The 20,815-nt window shown below is 70.4% G+C and carries 16 protein-coding genes and 1 tRNA gene; 5 read left to right on the top strand and 12 right to left on the bottom strand.

Annotated elements, in window-relative coordinates; translation table 11 throughout:
* The 4 genes from ASD30_RS18805 to ASD30_RS18790 all read left to right on the top strand — a co-directional run bounded on the left by ASD30_RS18805 (nt 1) and on the right by ASD30_RS18790 (nt 3,719).
* A tRNA-Thr gene (locus ASD30_RS18805) sits at nt 1-76 on the top strand.
* 57 nt (nt 77-133) lie between these two features.
* On the top strand, nt 134-577 hold the full coding sequence (gene soxR, locus ASD30_RS18800) for a redox-sensitive transcriptional activator SoxR (protein WP_056685381.1): 444 nt from the start codon (nt 134-136) through the stop codon (nt 575-577).
* Nucleotides 578-600: 23 nt separating this feature from the next.
* Complete coding sequence (locus ASD30_RS18795) at nt 601-2,418, top strand: glycoside hydrolase family 13 protein (RefSeq protein ID WP_082563997.1); 1,818 nt, start codon at nt 601-603, stop codon at nt 2,416-2,418.
* Nucleotides 2,419-2,504: 86 nt separating this feature from the next.
* Nucleotides 2,505-3,719 (top strand): DUF4032 domain-containing protein, encoded by a 1,215-nt coding sequence (locus ASD30_RS18790; protein WP_056685378.1) that lies wholly within the window; start codon nt 2,505-2,507, stop codon nt 3,717-3,719.
* Here ASD30_RS18790 and ASD30_RS18785 read toward each other — a convergent pair.
* Genes ASD30_RS18785 through ASD30_RS18765 form a run of 5 tightly spaced genes read right to left on the bottom strand, consistent with a single transcriptional unit; the run spans nt 3,678 to nt 10,079 of the window.
* Nucleotides 3,678-5,258: a metallophosphoesterase gene (locus ASD30_RS18785; RefSeq protein ID WP_056685375.1), complete on the bottom strand. Its 1,581-nt coding sequence runs from the start codon at nt 5,256-5,258 to the stop codon at nt 3,678-3,680. The genes ASD30_RS18790 and ASD30_RS18785 overlap by 42 nt on opposite strands.
* 45 nt (nt 5,259-5,303) lie before the next feature.
* A complete protein-coding gene (gene rlmB / locus ASD30_RS18780) occupies nt 5,304-6,272 on the bottom strand; it encodes a 23S rRNA (guanosine(2251)-2'-O)-methyltransferase RlmB (RefSeq protein WP_056685373.1) in 969 nt (322 codons plus the stop codon).
* Nucleotides 6,273-6,289: 17 nt separating this feature from the next.
* Nucleotides 6,290-7,720 (bottom strand): cysteine--tRNA ligase, encoded by a 1,431-nt coding sequence (gene cysS / locus ASD30_RS18775; protein ID WP_056685370.1) that lies wholly within the window; start codon nt 7,718-7,720, stop codon nt 6,290-6,292.
* A gap of 53 nt (nt 7,721-7,773) precedes the next feature.
* A complete protein-coding gene (locus tag ASD30_RS18770) occupies nt 7,774-8,538 on the bottom strand; it encodes an SDR family NAD(P)-dependent oxidoreductase (RefSeq protein WP_056685367.1) in 765 nt (254 codons plus the stop codon).
* A complete protein-coding gene (locus tag ASD30_RS18765) occupies nt 8,535-10,079 on the bottom strand; it encodes a molybdopterin-dependent oxidoreductase (protein WP_235532631.1) in 1,545 nt (514 codons plus the stop codon). Before ASD30_RS18765 ends, ASD30_RS18770 begins: the two co-directional genes overlap by 4 nt.
* Before the next feature lie 9 nt (nt 10,080-10,088).
* Here ASD30_RS18765 and ispF point away from each other — a divergent pair, with 9 nt between their 5' ends.
* The gene (ispF, locus tag ASD30_RS18760) at nt 10,089-10,562 is read left to right on the top strand and encodes a 2-C-methyl-D-erythritol 2,4-cyclodiphosphate synthase (protein WP_235529955.1); all 474 of its coding nucleotides are present in this window, start codon (nt 10,089-10,091) and stop codon (nt 10,560-10,562) included.
* A 12-nt stretch (nt 10,563-10,574) separates the two neighbouring features.
* Here the strand turns inward: ispF and ASD30_RS18755 are convergent, their stop codons facing one another.
* From ASD30_RS18755 to ASD30_RS18725, 7 genes are all read right to left on the bottom strand, one after another.
* Nucleotides 10,575-11,312: a sirohydrochlorin chelatase gene (locus ASD30_RS18755; RefSeq protein WP_056685364.1), complete on the bottom strand. Its 738-nt coding sequence runs from the start codon at nt 11,310-11,312 to the stop codon at nt 10,575-10,577.
* On the bottom strand, nt 11,309-12,421 hold the full coding sequence (locus tag ASD30_RS18750; protein WP_056685361.1) for a uroporphyrinogen-III synthase: 1,113 nt from the start codon (nt 12,419-12,421) through the stop codon (nt 11,309-11,311). The genes ASD30_RS18755 and ASD30_RS18750 overlap by 4 nt, the downstream gene beginning before the upstream one ends.
* Complete coding sequence (nirD, locus tag ASD30_RS18745; RefSeq protein ID WP_056685357.1) at nt 12,418-12,762, bottom strand: nitrite reductase small subunit NirD; 345 nt, start codon at nt 12,760-12,762, stop codon at nt 12,418-12,420. Before nirD ends, ASD30_RS18750 begins: the two co-directional genes overlap by 4 nt.
* On the bottom strand, nt 12,759-15,326 hold the full coding sequence (nirB, locus tag ASD30_RS18740) for a nitrite reductase large subunit NirB (RefSeq protein WP_056685354.1): 2,568 nt from the start codon (nt 15,324-15,326) through the stop codon (nt 12,759-12,761). Before nirB ends, nirD begins: the two co-directional genes overlap by 4 nt.
* A gap of 189 nt (nt 15,327-15,515) precedes the next feature.
* Nucleotides 15,516-16,895, bottom strand: coding sequence for an FAD-dependent oxidoreductase (locus tag ASD30_RS18735; RefSeq protein WP_056685351.1), 1,380 nt, complete (start codon nt 16,893-16,895; stop codon nt 15,516-15,518).
* Nucleotides 16,892-19,036, bottom strand: coding sequence for a molybdopterin oxidoreductase family protein (locus ASD30_RS18730; RefSeq protein WP_056685350.1), 2,145 nt, complete (start codon nt 19,034-19,036; stop codon nt 16,892-16,894). Before ASD30_RS18730 ends, ASD30_RS18735 begins: the two co-directional genes overlap by 4 nt.
* Before the next feature lie 7 nt (nt 19,037-19,043).
* Entirely contained in the window at nt 19,044-20,546 is a 1,503-nt protein-coding gene (locus tag ASD30_RS18725) for an MFS transporter (RefSeq protein WP_321163491.1), read from the bottom strand.
* Nucleotides 20,547-20,815: the final 269 nt, after the last annotated feature.

Here is a 20,815-nt window from a genome sequence, read left to right as displayed (position 1 = left end):
GCCGCGTTAGCTCAGATGGCAGAGCATCGCTCTTGTAAAGCGAATGTCGAGAGTTCGATTCTCTCACGCGGCTCCACCACGACCGTGGCACCATGGACAACAAGTTGAAGGTCACTTGAAGTCTGGAGCCACCATGAAGCAGTGGACGATCGGGCATCTCTCCGAACGCGCCGGGGTGGCCACCTCGGCGATCAGGTTCTACGAGTCGCGCGGCCTCGTGCAGTCCGTGCGCACGACGGGCAACCAGCGCCGCTACCCGCAGTCGACCCTGCGCCGGCTGGCGTTCATCCGCAGCGCCCAGACCGTCGGGCTCAGCCTCGAGGAGATCGGGGAGGCACTCGCCACGCTGCCCGAGAACCGTACGCCGACCAAGGCCGACTGGGCCCGGCTGAGCAAGCGTTGGAGGGACCGTCTCGACGAGCAGATCGAGCGCATCGAGCGGCTCCGCGACCGGCTCGACGGCTGCATCGGCTGCGGCTGCCTGAGCCTGAAGACCTGCGCGCTCAGCAATCCGCACGACATCGTCGCCCCGCGCGGCCCGGGCGCCGTGTTCCTGGAGCCCAGCAGGCCGCGGTGAGCCCGACCCGCCACACTGGAGCCATGGATCTCCTGCGCGAGCCCCACCACGACGGGTCACCCCTCTACGTCGACGACGAGTCCCCCGCCCCCGGCGACCTGGTCGGCATCCGCTGCCGGACCCACCGCGATGACGCGATCACCGAGGTCTGGGTGCGTACGACGACCGACGCAGAGCCGATCTTCCTGCGCGCCGCAGCGACCGAGGACGACAATCACCAGTGGTGGCAGGCGAAACTCCCCCTGCACAACCCGGTGATGAACTACCGCTTCCTGCTCGTGCACGCTGACCGCACCCAACGCTGGCTGACCGGGGCCGGGGTCTTCGACCACGACGTCCCCGACGCCTTCGACTTCAAGCTGTCCTCCCACGACCCGGCGCCCGACTGGTCCCGCGACGGCGTCGTCTACCAGGTCTTCCCCGACCGCTTCGCCCGGTCGCGCGCGGCCGACGAACGCGAGACCCCGACCTGGGCCACGCCGGCCGGGTGGGACGACACCGTCGTCTTCGAGGGCAGCGACCCCCGCACTCCCCTGCAGTTCTTCGGCGGTGACCTCGACGGCATCACCGACCACCTCGACCACGTCGCCGAGGTCGGTGCCGACATCGTCTACACGACGCCGGTCTTCCCCGGTGAGTCCAACCACCGCTACAACGCCTCCACGTTCGAGTCGGTCGACCCGCTGCTCGGCGGCGACGAGGCCTACGTGCGACTGTCCGACGCGGTGCACGAACGCGGTTGGCGGATCCTCGGTGACCTGACCACGAACCACACCGGCGACACCCACGAGTGGTTCACCTCGGCGGCCGGCAATGAGCAGGACCCGCACCGCAGCTGGTACTGCTTCGAACCCGACGGCAGCTACGCCACCTGGATGGGTCACCACACGCTGCCCAAGCTCAACCACGGCGATCCGGCCCTGCGGGCTGCGTTCACCGAAGGGCCCGACTCGGTCGTGGGGCGCTGGCTGCTGCCGCCGTACGACCTGGACGGGTGGCGCATCGACGTCGCCAACATGACCGGGCGGCTGCGCGAGGTCGACCTGAACCACGAGGTGGCTCGCGCCGTACGCCGCACGGCGACTGCCATCCGCGACGATGCGCTGGTGCTCGGCGAGCACAACCACGACGGGTCGGAGGACGTGCCCGGCGACGGGTGGCACGGCACGATGAACTACTCCGGCTTCTCCTGGCCGGTGTGGGAGTGGCTGCGCGCGGACGACACGGCGGCACGCTCGTTCGGCACTCCCGTGCCGGTGCCGACCCGCACCGGCGCGCAGGTCGTCGCCTCGATGCGGATGTGGCTGGCCCGCTACGGCTGGCGCACGTTCTCGTCGTCGTGGAACATCCTCGGCTCCCACGACAGCGCGCGGATCCGCACGGTGACGGGGTCGGCCGCGCGTCACCAGGTCGCCGCGACCCTGCAGTTCACCCTGCCCGGGGTGCCGATGGTCTTCGCCGGCGACGAGATCGGCCTCGAGGGCGTGCTCGGCGAGGACTCCCGCCGCACCATGCCGTGGCACCGTCCCGAGTCCTGGGACCGCGACACCCTGGCCGTCTACTCCGCGCTCTCACGGTTGCGTCGGGAGCACGTCGCACTGCGCCGTGGTGGCCTGCGCTGGGTCCACGTCGAGGACGACGTGCTGGCGTTCGTGCGGGAGCACCCCGACGGCGACGTGCTGGTCGTCGTACGCCGCTCCGCGGGACCGGCGCTCACGATCACGGGACTGCGCGCCTCTTCCGTGCTGCTCGCCACGGGGTCGGCCACCCTCGACCAACAGGACCAGCACCTCGTCGTCGCCTCCGCCGACGGCCCCGGGGCGTTGGTCATCTCCCTCTGACCGCCCTCCCGGCGTTCGGTGGTCGCGGGGACGGGTGTCGGAACCACCACCTTGTGCCCCCGCGGGCGAGCCGCCACGATGGGCAGATGGCGTTGCGCGTGGTGGCGACTCGACCCGATCCTGCGCTGTTGCCCCTGCCCTGGTCGCAGCCCCTGGCCGACTGGGACGAGGTGCACCTGGTGCCGCTCCCGCGCGGGCTCTCGCGCCACGTCGTGCGCATCATCACCACGGGTCCGGGCGGCAACACGTATGTCGCCAAGGAGACCGAGGAGGAGATCGCCAACCGGGAGTACCGCATGCTCCGGGAGCTCGGCGCCAAGCGACTGCCGTGCGTCGAGCCGCAGTGCGTGATCTCCGGCCGCACCGACAACCAGGACCGCCCGCTGCCGTCGGTGCTGGTGACCCGGCACCTGCGCTACTCGCTGCCCTACCGCTGGCTGTTCTCCAACGGGCTGGGCGCAGCAGAGCTCCCGGCGATCATCGACGCGATGGTGGTCCTGTTGGTGCGGCTGCACCTGACCCACTTCTACTGGGGCGACGTGTCGCTCTCGAACGTGCTGTTCCGTCGCAACGCCGGCGAGTTCTCGGCGTACCTCGTCGACGCCGAGACCGGCGAGCTGAAGGCGACCCTGTCCGACGCGATGCGCGAGCACGACGTCGAGGTCGGCTGCGAGAACGTGTACGCCGAACTGCTCGACCTCACCGCCAGCGGCGACCTGAAGGACTCCGTCGACCCGGCCGAGGTGATCGCGCTGCTGCGTGAGCGCTACGACCTCCTGTGGGCCGAGCTGACCCGCGCGGAGGAGTTCGGCCGCGACGAGATGTGGCGGGTCGAGCAGCGCATCGAGCGACTCAACGAGCTCGGCTTCGACGTCGACGAGATCGAGATGGTCGCCGCACCCGAGGGCGACTGCTACCGGCTGCAGCCGAAGGTCGTCGAGCTCGGCCACCACGCCCGGGAGCTGCAGGGGCTGACCGGCCTGAGCGTCGAGGAGAACCAGGCCCGGCGACTGCTCAACGACCTGGCCGCCTACACCGCGCACCTCGGGCTGGCCGGCGAGAACCCGGAGATCGTGGCCAACCAGTGGCTCGTGCGGGTCTACGAGCCGATCAAGGCGATGGTGCCGCCGGAGCTGCGTGGCCGTCTCGAGCCGGCGGAGATCTTCCACGAGATCCTCGTCCACCGGTGGTTCCTCTCCGAGGCGGCCGGCCACGAGGTGGACATCTTCGACACCGCCCGCGACTACATCGCCGTCGAGCTACCGAAGCGCCCGGTCCTGCCCGCCGCCGGACCCACCTGAGCCGTTCGCACCCACCTGGCGCGTGTCCTCACTCCGGTAGGTGAGCGGGAGGTAGTCGCCGACGTCGAAGACGCCGTTGGTCTGCAGGGTCACCGGCTGGAGGCCGACCGGGCGGCCGTCGCGGTAGGTCACCAACGTGACCTCGGCCGGACGGCGCAGCTTGCTGCCCACGGCCACGGCGTACGCCGCACCGCCGGTGGTGCCGTTCGTGTAGTTGTAGCCGGACTCGCCGTTGGAGCCCTTGACCAGGTCGGGTCCGACCTGCACGTGCACGTGGCCGGAGATGACGAGGTCGACGCAGCCGCGCTCGAGGGCGACCGTGCCCATGTCGATGTCGTGCACCAGCAGGGTGTTGATGCGCTGGCCCGCCTCACAGGCCCGGTCCGCGATGTTGACCGCAAGCTCGTCGATGCTGATCCCCGGCTGGTCGCGCCAGGTGCCCAGCCCGCTGGAGCGCGGGTCGTTGTAGGCCAGGAGACGCCCACCACCCGGTCCCTCGAGCACGCTGCCGCTCGCGGTCTGCCAGCCGAGGTCGTCGAGGTAGCCCTGCACGAACGTGCCGTGGTCGTGGTTGCCCTGCACGGAGAACCGGCCGTCGTAGTCCTTGAACGCGTCGTCGAGGGAGTCCAGGGAGAAGGCCTCCCACTCCGATCCGGTCGACGTGTCGTCACCCGCGTTGAGCACCGCGCTCGCGTCGGCCCGGTCGGCGATGGCACGAGCCACCTGGTCCATGCCGATGTTGTCGTGTCGGTCGGAGACGATCACCGCCACGGACTCGTCCTCGCCGGGCCTGCGCAGCTCGAGCGTCTCGGCCTTGTCGCGCGCGGCGTCGTAGAACTCCCGGCTCATGCGGTAGGTGTCGACCGCGCTGAGCACCAGCCGCTTGGTGCCGCTGGCGGCCAGGGTGCCCTGCACCTCGATGTCGCGGGCCTCGGCCGGTACGTCGAACTCCGGCAGGTAGGACTGGAGGCTCTGCCACTGGGACTGGTCGACGACCTTCGTCTCGTCGGTCTGCCAGGGCTTGATGACCAGCACCACCACGGCCGCGATCGTGGTGCCGGTGGCCAGTGTCGCCACGATCAGGTGCTTCGGCGTACGACCGAAGATCTCGGTGCGGCGCTGCCTGCCGATCAACGCCCACAACAGCAGGGGAAACACGGCGAGGACGGCGCCGCGCGCTGCGGCGTCCCAGACCAGCCGGGTGACCGCGCGTTCCACGATCGCGACCTGCGACTGGGGCTGGCTGGCGATGAACGCGTAGCGCTCGACCAGCATCTCGGTGGAGTCGGCCTCGGTCTTGCCGAGCACGATGTCCACGCCGATCGGGCCGCCGGAGTCACGGCGCACGTCGGGCAGGAACGGCCCGGTGCGGATCGTGACGTACTGCCCCAGGCTCGGGCTGACCGTCGCGTCGTGGCTGGCCACCGTGACTGTGGTGCTGGAGCTCAGGAAGATCGCCAGCGCCGAGGGCACGGCGAGCAGCAGCCAGGCCAGCACGTAGCCGCCCGCACGCAGCACGTTCCGTTTCCCGACAGCCATGCCTTCGACCCTAACGACCCGGCAAGGCCCACGCAGGCGAACCCCTCAGGCCTGGCGGGCCTGAGCGATCGCGTAGAGCGTGATCGAGGCGGCGACGCCGGCGTTGAGCGACTCGAGGCCGGTGGCCATCGGGATCGAGACGAGGTGGTCGCAGGTCTCGGCGACCAGTCGGCCCAGTCCCTTGCCCTCGGAGCCGACCACCACGACCAGCGGGTTCTTCGAGAGGTCCACCTCGGGCTTGTCGAGGTCGGTCAGCGACAGGTCACCGTCGGCAGCGAGGCCGATCACCATGCAGCCGGCGTCCTGGTAGGCCTTCAGCTGGCGCACCAGGTTGACCGTCTGCGCGACCGGCAGGCGGGCCGCCGCACCGGCGGAGGTCTTCCAGGCCGATGCCGTCATGCCGGCGGCCCGACGCTCGGGGATGACCACGCCGTGCGCACCGAACCCGGAGGCCGAGCGCACGATCGCGCCGAGGTTGCGCGGGTCGGTGACCGAGTCGAGGACCACGATCAGCGGCTTCTCGTCGTTCGCCGCCGCGAAGTCGATCAGTTCGTCCGCGTCGGCGTACTCGTAGGCAGGGACGCGCGCGGCGAGGCCCTGGTGGACGGCGCCGCTGGTGAGGCGGTCCATCTCGCCGCGCGAGACCTCGAGCAGCGAGACGCCGCCGTCGGCCGCCAGCGCGAACGCCTCACGCAGCCGGGCGTCGCGCTCGGTGCCCTCGACGACGTACAGCGCGGTCACCGGCATGTGCGCGCGAAGCGCCTCGACCACGGAGTTGCGGCCGGCCACCCACTCGGAGTCGCCGCCCTTGGCGGTGCGGCGCTTCGGGCGCGCGGCAGCCGACTTGTCGACCTTGTTGATCTTCTTGTAGACCTTGTGGTTCGGGCGGTCCTTCGCCTTAGGCGTGGGGCCCTTGCCCTCGAGGCCGCGCTTGACGCGACCGCCGGAGCCGGCAGTGGGGTTGCCCTTGCCCGTCTTCTTGATGGCGCCTCGACGCTGGGAGTTCCCGGGCATGTCAGTTGTGCTCCACTTCAGTTGCTCGTGTCTGTCTCGAGAGACCACTTCGGACCGCTGGGCGTGTCCTCGATCTCGATGCCGGCCGCCTTGATGCGGTCGCGGATGGCGTCGGCGGTGGCGTAGTCCTTGGCCGCGCGCGCCTCGTTGCGTTGTTCCAGCAGGGTGTTGATGAGTACGTCGACGGCGGCGCTCAGCTTGTCGGTCTCGCCGGTCGAGCCGGTCGCGAACGACGGGTCCTGGGGGTCCAGGCCGAGCACGTCGAGCATGGCGCGCACCGACGCCGCATTGCCCCGCAAGGCGTCAGTGTCGCCGGTGCCGATCAGCTTGTTGCCCTCGCGCACGACGTCGTGGATCGCGGCGACCGCGGCCGGCGTACCGAGGTCGTCGTCCATGGCGTTGACGAAGTCGGCGCAGAGCAACCCAACGGTCGGCACCTCGCCGACCTCGGCCGCCGCGCGGGCCAGGAAGTTCTCGATGCGACGGAAGCCGACGGCGGCCTCCTCGAGCGCCTCGAAGCTGAACTCGACGTGCGAGCGGTAGTGCGCGGAGACCATGTAGAACCGCAGCTCGATGGGCCGCACCCGCTCGAGCACGTTGGGCACCAGCAGCGAGTTGCCGAGCGACTTGCTCATCTTCTCGCCGGAGGTGGTGATCCAGGCGTTGTGCAGCCAGTACGACGCGAACGGGTGCCCGGCAGCGCGGGACTGCGCCTGCTCGTTCTCGTGGTGCGGGAAGCGCAGGTCGAGGCCGCCGCCGTGGATGTCGAAGGCGGTGCCGAGGTACTTGCCGGCCATCGCCGAGCACTCGATGTGCCAACCCGGACGTCCCGGACCCCAGGGGCTCGGCCAGGCAGCGGTCTCGGGCTCGGTCTCTTTCTTCCACCCCTTCCACAGGGCGAAGTCACGGGGGTCGCGCTTGCCGCGCGGGTCGGCGTCGGCGGCCGCCTCCATGTCGTCGATGCGCTGCCCCGAGAGCTCGCCGTACGACGGCCAGGAGCGGACGTCGAAGTAGACGTCGCCCGAGCCGTCTTCGGCCGCGTAGGCGTGGCCGCGGGTGATCAGCTCGGAGATCAGCTCGACCATCTCGGGGATGTGACCGGTGGCCGCGGGTTCGTACGTCGGCGGGGCCACGTTGAGGGCGGCGTACGCCTTCGACAGCTCGCGCGCCATCTCGTAGGCGAGGTTGTACCAGGGGCGACCCTGCTCGGCGGCCTTGATCAGGATCTTGTCGTCGATGTCGGTGGTGTTGCGGATGAACGTGACCTCGTAACCAGAGGCACGCAGCCACCGCTGCAGCACGTCGAAGTTCACGCCCGAGCGGATGTGCCCGACGTGCGGCTCCGACTGCACCGTGAGCCCACACAGGTAGATGCCGACCTTCCCCTCCTCGAGGGGCACGAAGTCACGCACTTCGCGGGTCGCTGTGTCATAGAACTTGAGGCTCACCCGGGCAATCCTAGAGGTCCGGCCACCCCCCTGACGATTTCCGAGGCAGGAGGTCAGACGGTGTAGCCGCCGTCGACGTCCAGCTTCTGGCCCGAGATGAAGCCGGCGGCGTCGGAGGCGAGGAAGCAGACCGCCTCGGCGATGTCGCGGGCATTGCCGAAACGGCGCAGCGGGATGTTGTCGCGGGTCACGTCGAGGGCGGCCTCGGACAGCTCGCCGGAGGTGATCAGGCGGGCCGCCATGCCGTCGGTGAGCATGCCCGGCCCGACCGCGTTGACCCGCACGCCGAACCGGCCCTCCTCGGCGGCCAGTCCGCGCACCAGCGCCTCGACCGCCCCCTTGGGTCCGGCGGAGAGGCCGTCGCGCACCGGGTAGCGGGCGGTCGCCGCCGTGGTCACCGCCACGATCGACCCGCCGTCGGCCCGCAGGTGGGTCAGCGCGGGATGCACGACGTTGAAGAACCCGCCCGCGTCGTCGGCCAGCTGTCGCGCCATGTCGTCGGGTGCCACGCGGGACAGGTGCACGATCGGCACGTGCGGTCCGGCCGCGTGGACCAGCGTGTGCAGGCCGCCGTACTCCTCGACGACCTTCGCCACCACGTCGGCGCAGTCGGTCGACGAGCCGACGTCGAGACGGTACGCCGAGGAGCGCACGCCCCACTCGCGGCAGGACGCCGCGGTCGTCGTACCGGCGGACTCGTTGGCGCGGAAGGTGACCGCGACGTTGCTGCCACGCTCGGCGAGCAACCGCGCGATCGCAGCACCGAGCCCGCCGCTGCCGCCGACGACGAGGGCCACTCCGTCTGAGGTGAAGGTCATGAGGCGCTGATCTCAATCTGGTGCCAACCGGTGGCACCATCCGGCCGGGTGTCGCGCTCGACCCCGGTCTGTGTCTCCCCGTCGGAGCCGACGGCCCGCACCAACACGGTGTGGTCGCCCTCCTCGAGATCGACCTCTGTCATCCACTGGACCCAGGTGTCGGTGTTGGGACTCGAGCCGATGTCGACCCGCGTCCACTCGCCGCCGTTGACCGCCACCTCGACGCCGCTGATACCGGTGTGCTGCGCCCATGCGTGCCCGCCGATCCTGACGGTGCCAGTCTCGACGTCGTCGCCGTTCTCCGGCACGTCGATGCGGGAGGCGATCTTCACCGGACCCTTCTCGGACCAGCCCTTGTCGGTCCAGTAGGCCTCGAAGTCCTCGAACTTCGTGACCTCGATGTCGACCACCCACTTGCAGGCCGAGACGTAGCCGTACAGCCCCGGCACCAGGGTGCGCACGGGGAAGCCGTGGTCGATCGGCAGCGGCTCGCCGTTCATCGCGATCGCCAGCATCGCGTGCCGCTGACGATCGGTGACCATGTCGAGCGGGGTGCCACAGGTCCAGCCGTCGTGCGAGGTCTGGAGGATCGCGTCGGCGTCGCCGGACACCCCGGCCTCCTCGAGCAGGTCCGCGAGCAGCACGCCGGACCACCAGGCGTTGCCGATCAGCGGTCCGCCGACCGGGTTCGAGACGCAGTTGAGGGTGATCCAGCGCTGGATCAGCGGCCGGTCGACCAGCTCCTGGTAGGTCAGGGTGATCTCGCGGTCGACCTTGCCGTGGATGCGCAGCGACCAGTCCTGCGGCTCGATCGTCGGCACCACGACGGCGGTGTGGATCTTGTAGAACTCCCCGGTCGGCGTCTTCCACGACGGCATGTCGGGGACGTCGACCATCGTCCCGCGCGGCGCCTTCGGGTCGGTCACGGGAAGGTTCAGCAGGCGCCTGGTCTCCTCGACGTGACGCCGCTTGGCGCCGAAGTTCTGGCCGAAGATGCCCACCCCGATGCCGGCCGCGCCGAGCACTCCGGAGCGGATCAGGAAGCTGCGCCGCGACTTGCCGTCGGACTGGGTGTCGTGCTCCGCGTCGACGTGGTGCAGTGGTTCGGTGAGGAACGACAACGCGACGATCCACGTGACCACACCCGCGGTCACCGGCAGGTAGTCGAGCGCGGTGGCGTCGAAGCGGGTGAGGACGGCGAGCAGGCCGACGGCGCCCATGCCCACCCAGACCAGGATCGGCTTCCACCACGAGTGCTCGGCCAGGCGCCCGGCCCACATCGCGAAGAGCATCATGATCAGGAAGATGACCACGACGAGGAACGGCTTGTCGTTGCTGCCGAGGACCTTGATCGCCCGCTCGGCGAGACCACCCGGCACGTGCTGGATGATCAGCTCGGCCACGGCGACCAGGGGCGAGGAGCGCAGGGTGAGCACCATCGTCGCCGCATGGCTGATCGCCAGTCCGGCCACACCGGCCACGGCGCCGGCAGCCGACCAGGCACCTCGGGGAGTCGTCACGCCGTCCATGGTCTCAGGCATGATCATCTCGTGACTTCGACCCCCCGCACAGGCATCGGCACCGACGTACACCGCTTTGCCGTCGATCGACCCATGATGCTGGCCGGTCTGGCCTGGCCCGACGAGCCGGCCGGGCTCGAGGGGCACTCAGACGCGGACGTCGCCGCGCACGCCGCCTGCGACGCACTGCTCTCGGCCGCCGGACTGGGCGACCTCGGCACGAACTACGGCACCGCAGAGCCCGAGTGGGCCGGTTCCTCGGGCAGCGCGCTGCTGGCCGAGACCGTACGACGCGTGCGTGCGGCCGGCTTCACGATCGGCAACGTGGCGATCCAGGTGATCGGCAACCGGCCACGCCTGGGCGACCGCCGTACCGAGGCCGAACGGGTGCTCTCCGAGGTGGTCGGCGCTCCCGTCTCGATCTCGGCCACCACCACCGACGGCCTCGGCCTCACCGGCCGCGGCGAGGGCGTCGCCGCGATCGCCACCGCCCTCATCGTCTGACCAAACGTGGGGTCAGGCGGCGAGGGTGTGGTCGCGGGTGCAGGCGAGATACCGGCGTACGACGAGCTCGGCGACCAGCGGGTCGGCACCGATCACATCCGCCACCACGGTCGCCCCGGCCGAGGCCGCCCGACGGCGCACCTGTCCGAGGAAGTGTCCGGGCGCCAGCAGGTAGGGCACCACGGCGACCCGCCCCCCGGCGCGCGCGGCCACGACGGTGTCGTGCACCCGACGGCCGCGACCGCCGACGGTGGCCAGGTGCACCGGACCGTCCCAGCGACGCCGCAGCAACCGGGTCATCTCGGCGAGGTCGACCAGCGCCGCAGGATCGTTCGAGCCCGCGGCGGCCATCACCACCGGGTCGTCGGGTCGGGCGCCGGCCCCCAGCAGCCGCCGCACCATCACCTCGGCCAGCAGCGGGTGCGGGCCGAGAGGCCCGGCCAGCCGCACCGGGTACGCCGAGCGGGTCACCGCCCCCGGCAGGTCGACGCGGGTGTGGAATCCGGACGAGAGCAGCAGCGGTACGACGACCGTGGGGCCCTGGGCGCTCGTCATCACGTCGGCGAAGTGCGGCTGGCACAGCTCGACGTAGGACGCGGTGGCCGCGACGTCCAACCGGCGTCGGGCCTGGGCGGTGATCGCCACCGCGATCCGGTTGCCGGCCGACATCCTGGTGCCGTGCGCAACGGTGACCAGCGAGGGCCCGGCGGCGGGGCCGGCGTCCGGCAGTGCGGTGACCGCGCCGGTCATGGCGTCGCCAATCGGTAGCCCCGCTTCACCACTGTCTGTACGACGCGGGTGCCGAGCGCGGCACGCAACCGGGCCACGGCCATCTCGACCGCGTGCTCGGAGGCCGCCTGCCCCGTCGGCAGGGCGGCCAGGAGCTCCCGGCGAGGGACCACGTGACCGGGATTGACCGCCAGCGCCTGGAGCACCGCGAAGGGAGAGGGCGAGAGGTGCACCGCCACCCCGTCGAGCAGCACCTGGTCACCATGGAGCAACAGCACGTGGCCCGCTACGTCGAAGGCCTGCCCTGCCCGGCGTACCGGCAGCTCGGTCTCGAGCAGCTTCACCATCGCGGCGGTGCGGGCACGGTCCGGCTGGACCGTCGGCACGCCCCACATCTCGAACGCGGCGGCGGTCACCGGGCCGACACAGACGGCGACGACGTCGGCCTGGAACGCGGCGATCACCTCGTCGCGGCGGCCCATCGCGCCGGCGACGTCCATCAGGGACGCCACCGCCGGCGCCGCGGTGAAGGTGACCGCGTCGAGCTTGCGGTCGGCGATCAGGTCGACCATGCGGAAGACCGGTGCCGGGTCTGCAGGCCCCTCGACGCGGTAGACCGTGACCACGTCGACGGTGGCCCCCTGACGCCGAAGCGCGTGCGCGACGTTCGAGAGCGACTGGCCGTGCTCCTGCACGACGATCCGCCGGTCGGTCAGGTCGCGGCCACGCAGGTGGGCCAGCACGTCCTCGAAGCACTCCGACTCCGGCGCCCACAGCTCGCGCAGCCCGGCACGACGCAGCGCGCCGACCGACTTCGGGCCGCGGGCCAGGATCTCCGCACCGTTGAGGGACTCGAGGAGCGGCTCGAGCAGGCCCCACTCCTCCGCCGCCGCGAACCACGACTTCAGGCCGATGCCGGTGGTCGCGATGAACAGGTCGACGGGGGCGGTGAGCACCTGCTCGGTGGCTGCCCGCAGCGCCACCGCGTCGATCTTGTTCGGCTCCACCGACAGCACGGGCGCCCACTCGACCTGCGCACCGCGTCGCTCGAGGAGCGTGCGTTGCTCCTCGGCCTTCCGGGCGGCGGTGACGCCGATCCGGAAGGAGGCCAGCGGCCCGTCGACGGTCATGCGACCTCCAGGCGAGGCCCGACCTGTACGACGCCCGCAACCACGCGCACGTCGTACGACGGCACCTGGACGTGGTCGTCGTCGAGGCAGCGGCCGGTCCTCAGGTCGAAGGCGTGCTTGTGCATCGGCGAGGCGACGAACGGGATCTCGCCGCGGGTGCCGACGATGCCGCGGGCCAGCACGCTGGCCTTGGCGAACGGGTCGTAGTTGCCGAGCGCGAAGACCTCGTTGTCATGGGTGCGGAAGATCGCCACCGCCTGCCCGTGCACCAGCGCCGTCGCACCGCGCTCCACCTCGAGGGCGGCGAGGTCGCAGATCGGCTCCCACTCCCGCGAGGTCACAGCGCACCCGCTCCGGTCGGGGCGCCCACGGGGATCGTGGCGCCGAGCGAGACCGGCTCCTCCGACTGCGACGGGACGATCTGGCCGCGCGTCGTGGAGAAAGAGATGTTCGGGTCGGGAACACCCGGCGCGTTGACGAAGGAGACGAAGCGGGACATCTTCTCCTCGTCCTCGATGGTCTCCTTCCACTCGTCGAAGTAGGAGTCCACGTGCCGTGCCATCTCCGCCTCCAGTTCGGCGCCGAGACCCAGGGCGTCGTCCACCACGATCTCACGGACCCGCTCGAGCCCACCGTCGATCGTGCCGAGCCAGGTCGACGTACGTTGCAGCCGATCGGCGGTGCGGATGTAGTACATGAGGAACCGGTCGAGGTAGCGGACCAGGTCCTCGGAGCTCAGGTCGCTGGCCAACAGCTGTGCGTGCGCCGGGATCGCTCCCCCGTTGCCGCAGACGTAGAGGTTCCAGCCCTTCTCGGTCGCGATGACCCCGAAGTCCTTGCCCCGGGCCTCGGCGCACTCGCGGGCGCAGCCGCTGACGCCGCCCTTCAGCTTGTGCGGGCTGCGCAGCCCCCGGTAGCGCAGCTCGAGGTCGATCGCCATCTGCACCGAGTCCTGCACGCCGAAGCGGCACCAGGTCGAGCCCACGCACGACTTCACGGTGCGCAGCGACTTGCCGTAGGCGTGGCCCGACTCGAACCCGGCGTCGACGAGTCGCTTCCAGATCTGTGGCAGCTGCTCCATGCGGGCGCCGAACAGGTCGATCCGCTGCCCACCGGTGATCTTCGTGTAGAGGTCGAAGTCGCGGGCCACCTCACCGATCACGATCAGCTTGTCGGCGGTGATCTCGCCGCCGGGGATACGCGGGACGACGGAGTAGGTGCCGTTGCGCTGGATGTTGGCGAGGTAGGCGTCGTTGGTGTCCTGCAGGTTGGCGGTGGTCTTGTCGAGCACGTGGCCGTTGAACTGGCTGGCCAGGATCGACGCGACGGCCGGCTTGCAGATGTCGCAGCCACGACCGCGGCCGTGCGCGGTGACGATGTCGTCGAAGCGCTGGAAGCCGTGGACGGCGATGACGTCGAAGAGTTCCTGGCGGGTCAGGTCGAAGTGCTCACAGATGCCCTTGCTGACCGCCTTGCCGGCCGCCTCGAGTCGTTCGGCGAGCAGGTTCTTCACGATCGGCACGCATGAGCCGCACACCGTGCCGGCCTTCGTGCACGACTTCACGCACGGCAGGTCGGCGCAGCCCTCGGCGTCGATGGTGCCGCAGATGGAGCCCTTGGTGATGTTGTTGCAGGAGCAGACCACGGCCTCGTCGGGCATGCCCAGCTTCGCGGCCCCGCCCCCACGCGCGGCCGGGAGGATCAGCTCCTCCGGGTTCTCCGGCAGCGCCATGCCACTGGAGACCATCGGCCGCAGCACGCCGTACGCCGACGCATCGCCGACCAGCACGCCACCGAGCAGCCGATCCCCTTCCGAGGAGACGACGAGCTTCTTGTAGACGCCGGCAACGGCGTCGGCGAAGACCAGCTCGAGGGCACCCTCGGTGGCCGCGAACGCGTCACCGAAGCTGGCCACGTCGACACCGAGCAGCTTGAGCTTGGTGGACATGTCGGCACCGGTGAACTCACCCGGTCCCTCGAGCAGGCCGTCCACCGCGACCTCGGCCATCTGGTAGCCCGGCGCGACCAGGCCGTACATCTTCCCCCCGGGCGCCGCACACTCCCCGATGGCCAGGATCGACGAATCGCTGGTGCGCATCTGCGGGTCGACCAGGATGCCGCCACGCTCGGCGACCTCGAGGCCGCAGTCGCGGGCCAGCTGGTCCCGCGGTCGGATGCCGGCGGAGAAGACCACCAGGTCGACCGGGAGCGGCTCGTCGGCGTCCTTGAACTTGAGCCCGCTGACCAGGCCGTCATCGTTGCCGTCGATGAACTCCGTCATCACGCCGGTGTGCACGGTGAGGCCGAGCTGCTCGATGTGCCGCTTGAGAGTGGCACCACCGGCATCGTCGATCTGCACCGCCATGAGGCGCGGCGCCATCTCGACCACGTGGGCCTCGATCCCCAACTGGTGCAGGGCATTCGCGGCCTCGAGGCCGAGCAGCCCGCCGCCGATCACGGCACCGGACTTCGCGGTCTTCGATGCCTCGCGGATCGCCTCGAGGTCCTCGATCGTGCGGTAGACGAAGACGTTGCCGAGGTCCTTGCCCGGCACCGGCGGCACGAACGGCGCCGCACCGGTGGCCAGCACGGCGACGTCGTAGTCCACGACCTCGCCGTCGGCCAGGGTCACCGTCTGCGCGTCACGATCGATCGCGGTGACGGGGGTGTCGAGCACCAGCCGCACCCGCGGGTCGTCGTACGCACCGGAGGGCAGGTAGGAGAGCTGCTCGGCGCCGACCTCGAAGAACGAGGTGAGCGCCACCCGGTCGTACGCCGGACGCGGCTCCTCGCCGACCACCACGAGGTCGAACCGCTCGGTGAGGCCCCGCTCGATGGCAGCCTGGACGAAACGGTGACCGACCATGCCGTGCCCGATGACGACAAGTGTCTTGCGTGTGCTCATGAGGAGTCCTTCCTGACAACCTGTGACTGGAAGTTATGCGGCCCATGTTGACTGGAGGGTTTCGCTTTGTTTCGGGCATGAAAACCCTTCTTCACCGACCTGTCGCCAGTTCCGGTTGACCTGTCGCCAGTTCTCGAAACTCACGACGGGTCGATCCAAACTCACGACGGGTCGATCAGGACTCGTCCGTCAGCGGGCGAGCAGCTGCTCGACGACGGAGCTGCAGCCGCCGCAGCCGGTGGTGGCCCGGGTCGAGCCGCGCACCTCGTCGAGCGTGCGGCAGCCGCGGATCCGGCCGGCGCTGACGCCGGCGCAGGCGCAGACCTCCGCGTCGTCGGGCAGCTCCGTCGCCTCCGAGGCGGTCGCGCGCTCGGCGGAGAGGAGCTCCCCCGGCTCGTGCGCGCCCAGGATGGTGCGCCGGTCGTAGAGCTGGGTGATGAGTCCGACCCGGGCCAGGTCCCCGACCAGCGCGGCGGCGACGATCACCCCGCCCCGGACGACGAGCTTGCGGTGCGTCCCGGCGATCGGGTTGGTCACCTCGACCACCTCACCATCGGTGTGCTCCGGGTCCCCGAGCACGGCGACCTCCAGGTCGCTGGCCCTCAGCCGCGCCACCGAGCGTGATCCGTCGTACGCCACGTCGCCGCCACAGAGGTGCTCAGCGAGGACGACGGCCTGCTCCCAGGCAGGTGGCACGAACCCGGTCACCTTCCCCGCGAATTCGGCGCAGTCGCCGACAGCGTGCACCCGTGGGTCGGTGATCGAGGCGAGGTGGCCGTCGACCACGATCCCGCGCCGCACGTAGAGCTCCGCCTGCCGAGCCAGTGCCGTCGACGGGCGTCCGCCGGCGGTGAGGATGACCAGATCGGTCTCCAGGGTGTAGCCGTTGTCGAGCTTCAGACCTTCGTCGGTCAGGCGTACGGCGCGTGCGCCGGTGTAGACCTCCGTGCCGAGTTTCTTCAACCCACGCTTGAGAATCGAGCCCCCGCGCTCGTCGAGCTGGGTCGAGAGCAGGTGCTCCGTGCCCTCGACGATCTCGGTCGCGACGCCGCGCACGCTGAGGGCGCGCGCGACCTGGAGCCCGAGCAGTCCGCCGCCCACGACCACGGCACGTTGTCCCTCACGTTCCGCCAGTGCGGACAGCAGCCCGTTGCAGTCGGCAAGGCTGCGGAACGCGTGCACCTTCGGATGCAGCTGGCCGTCCATCTGCACCAGCCCGCGGATCGGTGGCAGCGTCGGGATGGCGCCGGTCGCCAGCACCAGCCGGTCCCAGGGGATCGTCGTCCCGTCGACCAGCATGACGTCGGACTCCTTGCGCGAGACCTGCAGCACCCGGCTGCCCAGGCGCAGGTCGACCCCCACCGAGGCGAACCACTCCGGGTCGCGCATGGTCAGGGCCTCGGCGCGGTGGGTGCCCTCGAGCACGGCCGACAGCAGGATCCGGTTGTACGCCGGCACCGGCTCCTCGCCGATCACGGTGATGTGTCCGTCGTACCGCCGCGCGACGAGCATCTCGACCAGCCGGGTGGCGGCCATCCCGTTGCCGACGATGACGAGCCGTTCGCTCATGACGCAGCCACCACGTCGGGCAGGTCACGACCGGACGCAATCAGATCGGCGCGCGACACCGCCACGGCGCAGGCCTTGAACTCGGGCATCCGCGAGGCGGGGTCGAGGGCGTCGTTGGTGAGGAGGTTGGCACCGACCCAGTGGAACGGCACGAAGACGGTGTCCGGGCGGATCGTGTCGACGACCCGCGCCGGTGCGGTCATCACGCCGCGTCGCGTGGCCAGCCGGACCTCCTCTCCGTCATACACCGACAGGCGCCGGGCCAGCATCGGGTGCAGCTCCACGAAGGGTCCGGTGTCGGGCAGGTCGCGCACCCGGCGGGTCTGGGCGCCGGACTGGTACTGCGCGAGCACCCGCCCGGTGGTCAGGTGCAGCGGATAGTCGGCGTCCGGCTGCTCGACCGCGCCCCGGTGCTCGACGACGTGGAAGCGGGCCCGACCGTCGGGGTGGCCGAAGGCCGTGAGGAACATCCGCGGTGTGCCCGCGTGGTCGGGTGAGGGGCAGGGCCAGAACACGCCCTGCTCGTCGCGGATCCGGTCGTAGGTGATCCCGGCGTAGTCGGCCTTGCCACCGGCGGAGGCCCGGCCCAGCTCGGCGAAGATCTCCTCCGGCTCGGTGGAGAAGTCGACCGGCGAGTCCAGCCTGGTCGCCAGCCCACGCAGGACGGCCAGGTCGCTGACCACTCCGGCCGGCGGCGTGATCGCCTGCTGACGCAGGATGACGCGTCCCTCGAGGTTGGTCATGGTGCCAGTCTCCTCCGCCCACTGCGTGACGGGCAGTACGACGTCCGCGCGCGCGGCGGTCTCGCTGAGCACGATGTCCGCGACGACCAGGAGGTCGAGGGCGTCCAGGCGTTGCGACACGAACGAGGCGTTGGGTGCGGAGACCACGATGTTGGAGCCGAAGACCAACAGGGCCTTCACCCCGTCCGGTTCACCGAGGGAGGAGAGCAGCTCGTAGGCCGATTTCCCCTTGCCAGGCAGGGAATCGGGGTCGATGCCCCACACCGACGCGACGTGCGCGCGAGCCTCCAGGTCGTCGATCATGCGGTAGCCGGGCAGCTGGTCGGCCTTCTGCCCGTGCTCGCGTCCCCCCTGCCCGTTGCCCTGCCCCGTGAGGCAGCCGTAGCCGGCGTACTCCTTGCCGCACATGCCCAGTGCCAGCGCCACGTTGATCCAGCCCAGCACCGTGTCGGAGCCGGACGCGTGCTGCTCCGCGCCGCGGGCGGTCAACACCATCACCTTGTCCGCGGAGCCCAGCAGCGCAGCCAGGGAACGGATCTCCGACGCCGGCACCCCCGTCACGCGTTCGGCCCGCTCGGGCCACCACGACGCCACCGAGTCGCGCACGGACGAGAAGCCCGTCGTCCGAGCCTGGACATAGTCCGAGTCGACGTTGCCGTCGGCGACGACCTGGTGGAGCACGGCCTGCGCGAGCGCGAGGTCGGTGCCCGGAACGGGCTGCACGAACACGTCGGCCTGCGCGGCGGTCGAGGTCTGGCGGGGGTCGATCACCACGACCTTGCCGCCCCGCTCACGCAGTGCGGCGAGGTGACGCGCGGCCGGCGGCATGGTCTCGGCCAGGTTCGACCCGACCAGCACGACGACGTCGGGCTGCTCGATGTCCGCAAGGGGAAAGGGCAGACCGCGGTCGAGACCCAGTGCCCGGGTGCCTGCAGAGGCGGCCGACGACATGCACCAGCGACCGTTGTAGTCGATCTGGCTGGTGCCGATCGCGACCCTGGCGAACTTGCCCAGCTGGTAGGCCTTCTCGTTGGTCAGCCCGCCCCCACCGAAGACGCCGATCGCGTCGGCCCCGTGAGCGTCGCGCACGGCGAGCAGGCGGTCGCCGATCAGGTCGAGGGCCTCCTCCCACGACGCCGGCGCCAGCTCCCCGGTCTCGGCGGAGCGCACCAGTGGCTGGGTCAACCGCTCGCGATGCCTGTGCAACCCGGTCGACGTCCAGCCCTTGCGGCACAGGGCCCCCTGGTTGACCGGGAACTCCGGCCACTCGGTGACCTCGAGGGCGGCCCGTGCGGGGGCGGGCTTCGCGCCGGTCGAAGCCCCGACGGAGGCCCCGGCCGGCGCGAGCCGCATCCCGCACTGCAGCGAGCAGTAGGGACAGTGGGTCTCGGTGCTCATGCAGGTCCTAGATTCCGGCGCCGGCCAGGCTCGGCACCCGGCCGACCAGGAACGCGCGTCGGGTGTAGAAGAACCACGTCACGCCCAGACACACGGCGTAGAAGGCGGTGAAGACGAGGAAGGCACCCCTGACGGCCGACACCGGGTCCTCGATCCACGGGGCACCGAACGTCATCGGGATCAGGAAGCCGCCGATGGCGCCCACGGCCCCGGCGATGCCGATCACGGCCGACGACTCCTTGGTCGCGCGGGCCAGTGCGTCGGCCTGCTCGGGGGTGCCCTCCGCGGTGGTGGTGCGGGCCTGGCGGGCCCAGATCAGCGGGATCATCCGGTACGTCGACCCGTTGCCGATGCCGCTGGCCGCGAAGACGAAGAGGAAGAAGCCGAGGAACCAGGGGAACCACTGCTGGTTCTCCTCGGCGATCGCCACGCTCGCGGTCGGGTTCGGGGTGAGCTGCGAGAGGGTCCACAGCACCGCCAGCGTGCCGGCGATCATCGCGCCGAACGTGAAGAGGGTGACCCGCGCGCCGCCGTACTTGTCGGCCAGCCAGCCACCGAAGGGGCGGGCCACCGAGCCGACCAGTGCGCCGAGGAAGGCGTAGTAGGCGAAGTTGATGCCGGCGCCGGCACCGTCGGCGGTGGGCACCCAGAAGTTGAGCTTGATCAGCAGCGGCATCGCGGCGGAGTAGCCGATGAACGAGCCGAAGGTGCCGATGTAGAGGAACGACATCACCCACGTGTGCTTGTACTTCACGACGGCCAGCTGCTCGCGCGGCTTGGAGCGGGCGGCGGCCAGGTTGTTCATGAAGAACCAGGCGCAGACCGCACCCAGCACCGCGAGTGCGGCGTACAGGTAGCCGGCACGCTGCAGGGCCAGGCCGCTCTCGCTCGCCTTGACCAGGCCGAAGGCACCCGCGCCACCGACCACGATCGGCAGGAAGAACTGGATCACCGCGACGCCGAGGTTGCCGCCGGCCGCGTTGAGGCCCAGCGCCGTGCCCTTGCGCTTGGCCGGGTAGAAGAAGTTGATGTTCGCCATCGAGGAGGCGAAGTTGCCGCCGCCGAAGCCGGCTGTCGCCGCGATCACCAGGAAGACCCAGTACGGCGTCTCGGGGCGCTGCACGAAGTGCGCGAACAGCAGGGTCGGGATCAGCAGCAGCGTGGCGCTGACCACCGTCCAGTTGCGCCCGCCGAACTTGGGCACCGCGAAGGTGTAGGGCAACCGGATCAGCGACCCGACCAGGTTGGGTACGGCGACCAGCAGGAACAGCTGCGACGTGGTGAAGTCGAAGCCGACCTTGAGCAGCATGGCGGCGCTGACGCTCCACAGCAGCCACACGGAGAAGCCGAGGTGCTCGGAGAAGATCGACCAGATCAGGTTGCGGCGGGCGACCTTGGCGCCGCCGTTCTCCCAGAACTCGGGCTCCTCGGGGCGCCAGTCCTCGATCCAGGTGCCGCCCTTCATGGCGGACGGCGCGGGCCGGGAGGGCAGGGGTGCGGTGGTGGTCACGATCGACTCCTCGAGTGTGCGGATGTCGAGGAACCTAGGCAGTGCAGATTTCGGGCCGGGAACGGTTTGTTTCACGCAGGTGTCAACTTGTCCTCACCACCTCACGGCCACTGGACAAGCGTCCGCCGACCCGTCGCCAGTTCCGATCGACCCGTCGCCAGTTTCCATCCCTGGTCGCAGTTCACGACAGGTCAACCGCAGTTCACGACAGGTCAACCGCAACTCACGACGGGTCGATGGAATGACGAGAGCCCCACGGCCCTGGGGAC

It is taken from the genome of Nocardioides sp. Root140, assembly GCF_001426745.1.
Classification (GTDB): Bacteria; Actinomycetota; Actinomycetes; order Propionibacteriales; family Nocardioidaceae; genus Nocardioides.
The sequence above is the reverse complement of the archived record's forward strand: the minus strand, read 5'-3'. Positions and strand labels throughout refer to the sequence as shown.